Annotated in this window: 7 protein-coding genes; 4 read left to right on the top strand and 3 right to left on the bottom strand. The window is 70.1% G+C overall.

The window, feature by feature from the left end:
* The 3 genes from hypB to ASG00_RS06045 form a co-directional block, all read right to left on the bottom strand.
* Nucleotides 1–628 (bottom strand): hydrogenase nickel incorporation protein HypB (hypB, locus tag ASG00_RS06055; protein WP_235559278.1); only part of this gene is annotated, 628 nt, incomplete at its 3' end.
* Between the two features lie 25 nt (nucleotides 629–653).
* Nucleotides 654–1,019 (bottom strand): hydrogenase maturation nickel metallochaperone HypA, encoded by a 366-nt coding sequence (locus ASG00_RS06050; protein ID WP_045247830.1) that lies wholly within the window; start codon nucleotides 1,017–1,019, stop codon nucleotides 654–656.
* Between the two features lie 134 nt (nucleotides 1,020–1,153).
* Nucleotides 1,154–2,149 (bottom strand): AraC family transcriptional regulator, encoded by a 996-nt coding sequence (locus tag ASG00_RS06045; RefSeq protein WP_162237858.1) that lies wholly within the window; start codon nucleotides 2,147–2,149, stop codon nucleotides 1,154–1,156.
* Nucleotides 2,150–2,293: 144 nt separating this feature from the next.
* Here ASG00_RS06045 and ASG00_RS06040 point away from each other — a divergent pair, with 144 nt between their 5' ends.
* From ASG00_RS06040 to ASG00_RS15305, 4 genes are read left to right on the top strand one after another with little or no spacing between them, the layout of a single operon-like run.
* Nucleotides 2,294–2,890 carry a DUF1641 domain-containing protein gene (locus ASG00_RS06040; protein ID WP_056207565.1) on the top strand — a complete coding sequence of 199 codons (597 nt, stop codon included), beginning with the start codon at nucleotides 2,294–2,296 and terminating at the stop codon, nucleotides 2,888–2,890.
* Nucleotides 2,887–3,858 carry a hydrogenase gene (locus tag ASG00_RS06035; protein WP_045247832.1) on the top strand — a complete coding sequence of 324 codons (972 nt, stop codon included), beginning with the start codon at nucleotides 2,887–2,889 and terminating at the stop codon, nucleotides 3,856–3,858. Before ASG00_RS06040 ends, ASG00_RS06035 begins: the two co-directional genes overlap by 4 nt.
* A gap of 24 nt (nucleotides 3,859–3,882) precedes the next feature.
* A complete protein-coding gene (locus ASG00_RS06030; protein ID WP_056207562.1) occupies nucleotides 3,883–5,493 on the top strand; it encodes a nickel-dependent hydrogenase large subunit in 1,611 nt (536 codons plus the stop codon).
* A gap of 1 nt (nucleotide 5,494) precedes the next feature.
* Nucleotides 5,495–6,019 (top strand): hydrogenase maturation protease, encoded by a 525-nt coding sequence (locus ASG00_RS15305; RefSeq protein ID WP_200930869.1) that lies wholly within the window; start codon nucleotides 5,495–5,497, stop codon nucleotides 6,017–6,019.
* The last annotated feature ends 83 nt before the right edge of the window (nucleotides 6,020–6,102 follow it).

Here is a 6,102-nt window from a genome sequence, read left to right as displayed (position 1 = left end):
GGGGGAGCAGATCGATCTTGTTGACGACCACGACGTCGACCGAGCGGAACATGACGGGGTACTTCAGCGGCTTGTCCTCACCCTCGGTCACGCTCGCGACCATGGCGCGATGGTGTGCGCCGGTGTCGAACTCCGCGGGGCAGACGAGGTTGCCGACGTTCTCGATCAGCACCACGTCGAGGGCGTCGAGGTCGAGGCCGTGCAGCGCCCGGTGCACCATGGGGGCGTCGAGGTGGCATTCTCCGCCGAAGCCGTTGCCGGTGTTCAGCAGCGAGATCTGGGCGCCGTGGCCGTCGAGGCGGTCGGCGTCGAGCGAGGTCTCGATGTCGCCCTCGACGATGCCGAACCGCACGTGCGCGCCGAGGTCGGCGAGGGTGCGCTCGAGCAGCGCGGTCTTGCCCGCGCCGGGGGAGGACATCACGTTGACGGCGACGACGCCCGCGCCGTCGAGGGCGGCGCGGTTGCGGGCGGCGGCGGCGTCGTTCTCGTCGAAGATGCGCTCGAGCACCTCGATGCGCTCGCTGCCGGTCTCGTAGCCGGAGTGGTCGCCGATGTGATCGTGGTCGTGGTCGCCGTGCGCGTGGTCATGCACGTCGCCATGCGTGTGCTCGTGGTCGTGGCTGTGCACGGTGCCATCGTCGTGGCGGTGGAATCTACCCATCTCGGTCGTACCCCTCTGTCGTGGCGACATCCATCGATCGCACCAGGAACTCCTCACCCGAGCGCACGGCCACATCGTTCGTGCCGCACGCGCTGCACACGATGATCGGGAGGCCCGTGAGCGTCGTCTCGGCCCCACAGCGCCGGCAGTCGAGCACGGCGGGGATGGATGTCACATCCAGCCGCGAGCCCGCCAGCTGAGGGGTCTGCTCGCAGACGACTCCCCAGCAGTAGACGAGTGTCTCGGGCACGACCTGACGAAGGTGCCCGACGTCGAGCTGCACGCGTTCGACCCGCCTCCCGCCGGCGGCGCGCGTGGCGATGCCGGCGATCGACCGGCACAGCGACAGCTCGTGCATCGGCGGCCCTCCCTCGGGTGCGCGGCGGATGCCGCGTGCTGGTCACCCTAGGACGCCCACCGCGGCAGCGGGAGAGGCGATCGCCGTGAGAATCCCCAGCGCGACACGGGCGCCGGGGCGGTCGCCGAGCCCGCTCAGCCCCGGTGCAGTGTCTCGGCGGGCGTCTCGCCGAACTCCTCGCGGTACCAGCCGGCGAAGCGGCCGCCGTGACCGAAGCCCCACCGCTCGGCGACGCCGGCGACGCTCGTACCGCGGCGTGCGTCGCCCGCGAGCAGGTCGGCGCGCACCCGCAGCAGGCGCTGCCGCCGCACGTAGGCGCCGGGTGTCGTGCCCAGTCGCGCCCGGAAGGTCTGCTGAACGTGGCGAGCGGACGCGTGCACCGCCGCGGCGAGATCGTCGATCGAGAACGGCTCGGCGAGATGCCGCTCGATGTGGTCGAGGGCGTCCTGCATGAGCGCCGTGCCGGAGGTGGGAGCCTGCAGCAGGGGCGAGTGGTTCGAGGGCTGCAGCAGCAGGAGCGACGAGACGAGCAGGTCCTCGATGCTCTGGCGGCCGAGAGGCGCCTGCAGCAGCGAGGCATCCATCATCGACTCGGTGCTGAGCAGCTGCACAGCGATGCTCCACCGGATGGTCTCGGGCCCGGAGAGATCGAACAGCGGCGCGAAGCGCACCGGCTCGTCGAGGCGGCGGCCGAGCATGCGGGCCAGCGCATCCTCGACCGCGCGGCGCTCCACGCGCACCAGCAGCCGCGGCGACTCGGGTGCGAGCTCGAGGCGCACCGGCATGCCGGGGGACACGACGACCGCCTGCACCGACGACGTCGTGAGCTCGTTCCCGGCGACACGGGTCGTCGAGGTGCGCGCCTGGTTCATATGCACGGTCACCGCGTCGGCGCTCGCGGGCACATCGACGGTCGCGGCCGCTCCCACATCGAGGTGGGCGAGGGTCACCGTGCCGAAGCGGCGCGCGGCGACGACCAGGTCGAGGCGTTCCCGGGCATCGTGGGGGGCGACGACGCCCCGGCCGAGCAGGTCGTGCAGGGCGTCGGCGGCGACGCCCGCATCGTCGGTGCGCACCAGCGGCGCACCCGTCAGCGCAGGGGGCACGCGGAGGGCGCGGTCGCTCGTCACGACACCCATTGTGCGCTCCGCGGATATTCACGGCGCTATCCGGATACGCCGCCGTGAGGCACCGGCCTACATTGACCCCAATACGCAGCCCGCCAGGGGGTCGGCTGCGACCGAACCGGCTCGCCCCAGCGAAGGAGAGAGGCCATGAGCGCACCCGTCCTCGACGTCGTCGGCGCGTCGGACGCCGATGCGATCCGCCTGCAGCAGCGCCTCAGCGATCCCGGCACCGTCGCGACCCTGAACCACCTGCTCGACAACGCCGAGATGGTCGCGGGCCTGCTCGACGTCGTCGCCGGGTTCTTCGCCCACTCCGACAACATCATCGACAACGTGGCCGTCAGCTACCACGAGGCCGTCGCGATGGTCACCGCGAGCCCCGTCGGCAAGCGCGTCGTCGACGCGGTGCCGAAGTTCGTGAAGCTCGCCGACCAGACCCTGCCGCTCGTCGAGCACATCGCCGACGTCGACCTCGTCGAACGGCTGAACCGCTCCGGACTGCTCGATCCCGCCCTGCTCGATCTCACCTGGCGGGTCGCCGAGGGTGTGCACCGGGCACAGCGGCAGGCGACCGAGGAGGCCGACCAGAAGCCGGCGGGACTCATGAAGATCGCCGGGATGGCGAACGACCCCGATGTGCGCCGCGGACTCGTGTTCGCGCTGCGCATCGTGAAGGAACTCGGCCGGTCGCTGCGCGCAGAGGGCGCCGCCGATGATGCCCAGGAAGAGGGGAAGACCGCGTGACCAGTGTGCTGTGGCTCCAAGGCGGAGCCTGTTCGGGGAACACCATGTCGTTCCTCAATGCCGACGAGCCCAGCGTCGTCGACCTCATCGTCGACTTCGGGCTCGAGGTGCTGTGGCATCCCTCGCTCGGCGTCGAGGCGGGCGCGGCGGCGAAGAAGATCTTCACCGACTGCGTCGACGGCACCCGCCCCCTCGACATCTTCGTCTTCGAGGGAAGCGTCATCGAGGGCCCCGACGGCACCGGCCGCTTCGACCTGTTCGCCGACCGTCCCATGAAGGACTGGGTCACCGAGCTCGCGGCCGCGGCATCCATCGTCGTCGCCATCGGCGACTGTGCGGCGTTCGGAGGTCTCCCGGCGGTCGCCCCGAACCCGAGCGGATCGACCGGCCTGCAGTTCCACCGCAAGGCCCGCGGCGGCTACCTCGGCGCCGACTGGGTGTCGAAGTCGGGCCTGCCGGTCGTGAACATCCCCGGCTGCCCCGCGCACCCCGACTGGATCACGCAGATCATCGTCGCCCTCGCCACCGGCCGCGCCGGCGACATCGCCCTCGACGACCTCGGTCGCCCGCAGACCTTCTTCACCCAGTTCGTGCACAACGGCTGCACGCGCAACACGTTCTTCGAGTTCAAGCAGTCCACCCTGGCCTTCGGCGAAGGCACCCGAACGGGCTGTCTGTTCTACGAGTTCGGATGCCGCGGCCCGATGACCCACGCGCCCTGCAACCGCATCCTGTGGAACCGACAGTCGTCCAAGACCCGCGCCGGCATGCCCTGCCTCGGTTGCACCGAGCCCGAGTTCCCCCACGCGGACCTCGCGCCCGGCACCGTGTTCGCCACCCAGCTCATCGCCGGGGCGATCCCGAAGGACCTCCCGCCCGGGGAGGACCACGTCACCTATCTCGCGATGGCTGCGGCGGCACGCATCTCTGCCCCGAAGTGGTCGAAGGAAGACATGTTCGTCGTCTGACGGGCAGGAAGAGGCATCCGGATCATGAGTTCGACCATCGATCTCCACGTCAGCCCCCTCGGCCGCGTCGAAGGTGACCTGGACGTGCGCGTCACGATCGAGGACGGCGTCGTCACCGACGCCTGGACGCAGTGTCAGATGTTCCGCGGGTTCGAGACGATCCTGCGGGGCAAGGACATGCGCGCCGGCCTCATCATGACGCCGCGCATCTGCGGCATCTGCGGCGGCAGCCACCTCTACAAGGCGTGCTACGCGCTCGACACCGCGTTCCAGACCTTCGTGCCGCACAACGCGACGCTCGTGCGCAACATCGCCCAGGCGGTGGAGACGCTGCAGTCGATCCCGCGCTACTTCTACGCGATCTTCGCGATCGACCTCGTCAACGAGAAGTACAAGAGCTCGCCGCTGTACGAGGAGGCCGTGCGCCGGTTCGCGCCGTACGTCGGCACGAGCTACCAGCCGGGCGTCGTGCTCAGCCAGAAGCCGGTCGAGATCTACGCGATCTTCGGCGGGCAGTGGCCGCACTCGTCGTTCATGGTGCCGGGCGGCATCATGGGCGCACCGACGCTGAGCGACGTGACGCGCTCGGTCGCGATCCTGAAGAACTGGAAGGACAACTGGCTCGAGAAGCAGTGGCTCGGGTCGTCGGTCGAGCGCTGGCTCGAGAACCGCACCTGGGAGGACGTGCTGGCCTGGGTCGACGAGAACCACGCGCAGCGCAACTCCGACTGCGGCTTCTTCATCCGGTTCGCGCTCGACATCGGCCTCGACACCTACGGGCAGGGCTGGGGCAACTACATCGCTTCGGGCACCTACTTCGACCCGGCGTCCTACGACCGTCCGACGATCGAGGGCCGCAACGCGGGACTCATCGTGCGCTCCGGCGTCTACGCGGGCGGGCAGCACTTCGAGTACGACCAGGCACGGGTGTCCGAGGATGTCGCGCACTCGTTCTACCGCGGATCCGACAACGTGCACCCGTTCGACGGCGAGCAGAACGCGATCGACCCGTTCATCGGTGCGAAGGAGGACAAGTACTCCTTCGCCAAGTCGCCCCGCTACGACGTGCCCGGCATCGGACGCCTGCCGCTGGAGGCGGGGCCCCTCGCCCGGCAGATCGTCGCCGGCAAGCCCGCGACATCCGACTTCCAGGACTACGACCCGCTGTTCACCGACGTGCTGGCCAAGAAGGGCCCGTCGGTGCTGGTGCGGCAGCTCGCCCGCATGCACGAGGCGCCGAAGTACTACGAGAAGGTGCTGCAGTGGCTCGGCGAGATCGACCTGCACGGGTCGTTCTACCAGACCCCGGTCGACCCGGTGTCGGCCCGCGGCTACGGCGGCACGGAGGCCGCGCGCGGCGCGCTGCAGGACTGGATCGTCATCGAGGACGGCAAGATCGCGAACTACAACGTGATCACCCCGAGCGCGTGGAACCTCGGCCCCCGCGACAAGGACGCCGTCGTCGGCCCGATCGAGAAGGCCCTCATCGGCACGCCGATCCACAACCCCGAGGATCCGATCGAGCTCGGGCACGTCACCCGCAGCTTCGACGCCTGCATCGTGTGCACCGTGCACGCGTACGACGGCAAGACCGGTCGCGAGCTGTCGTCGTTCGTGATCAACAGCATGGTGTGATGTGACCGGCGCAGGACCGGCTCCGTACGAGCTGCTCGATGAGGTGGTGGGGCCGCGGCTCGACCTCCTGGTGATCGGCTGCGGCAACGTGCTGCGCGGCGACGACGCCGCCGGACCCGTGGTGGTGCGGCGGCTGTGGGAGGCGGGCGCCCTCCCCGAGAGCGTGCGGCTCGCCGACGGCGGCACGAGCGGGATGGATGTCGCCTTCCAGATGCAGCGCGCCGACCGGGTGCTGATCGTGGATGCCGCGAGCACGGGCGCCGAGCCCGGCACGCTGTACGCGGTGCCGGGCGACGTGGTTGCGGGGCTTCCGGCGGCCGGCACGCTGGGCAGCCACGACTTCCGCTGGGACCACGCCATCGCGTTCGCGCGGTGGCTGCTGGGTCCGTACTTCCCCGCCGAGGTCGACGTGGTGCTGATCGAGGGCGCCTCGTTCGGCTACGGCGACGCGCTCAGCCCCGCGGTCGAGCGCGGTGTCGAGCGGGCCGTGGCGCTGGTCACCGAGAGGATCGCCGAGTATGCCTGACGTCGCCGTCGAGACCGTGACGGTCGAGTTCACCGCCGAGGGGCATCTGCGGTTGCCGGCGGCGTTCGCGCGCGCCCATTTCC

Source organism: Microbacterium sp. Leaf351, from assembly GCF_001423825.1.
GTDB classification, from domain to species: domain Bacteria; phylum Actinomycetota; class Actinomycetes; order Actinomycetales; family Microbacteriaceae; genus Microbacterium; species Microbacterium ginsengisoli.
This window is presented reverse-complemented; position numbering and strand designations above follow the sequence as displayed.

Coding starts and splice junctions, on each gene's coding strand:
- ASG00_RS06030 (WP_056207562.1), top strand. CDS start 3,883: ATGAGTTCGACCATCGATCTCCACGTCAGCCCCCTCGGCCGCGTCGAA.
- ASG00_RS06040 (WP_056207565.1), top strand. CDS start 2,294: ATGAGCGCACCCGTCCTCGACGTCGTCGGCGCGTCGGACGCCGATGCG.
- ASG00_RS06050 (WP_045247830.1), bottom strand. CDS start 1,019: ATGCACGAGCTGTCGCTGTGCCGGTCGATCGCCGGCATCGCCACGCGC.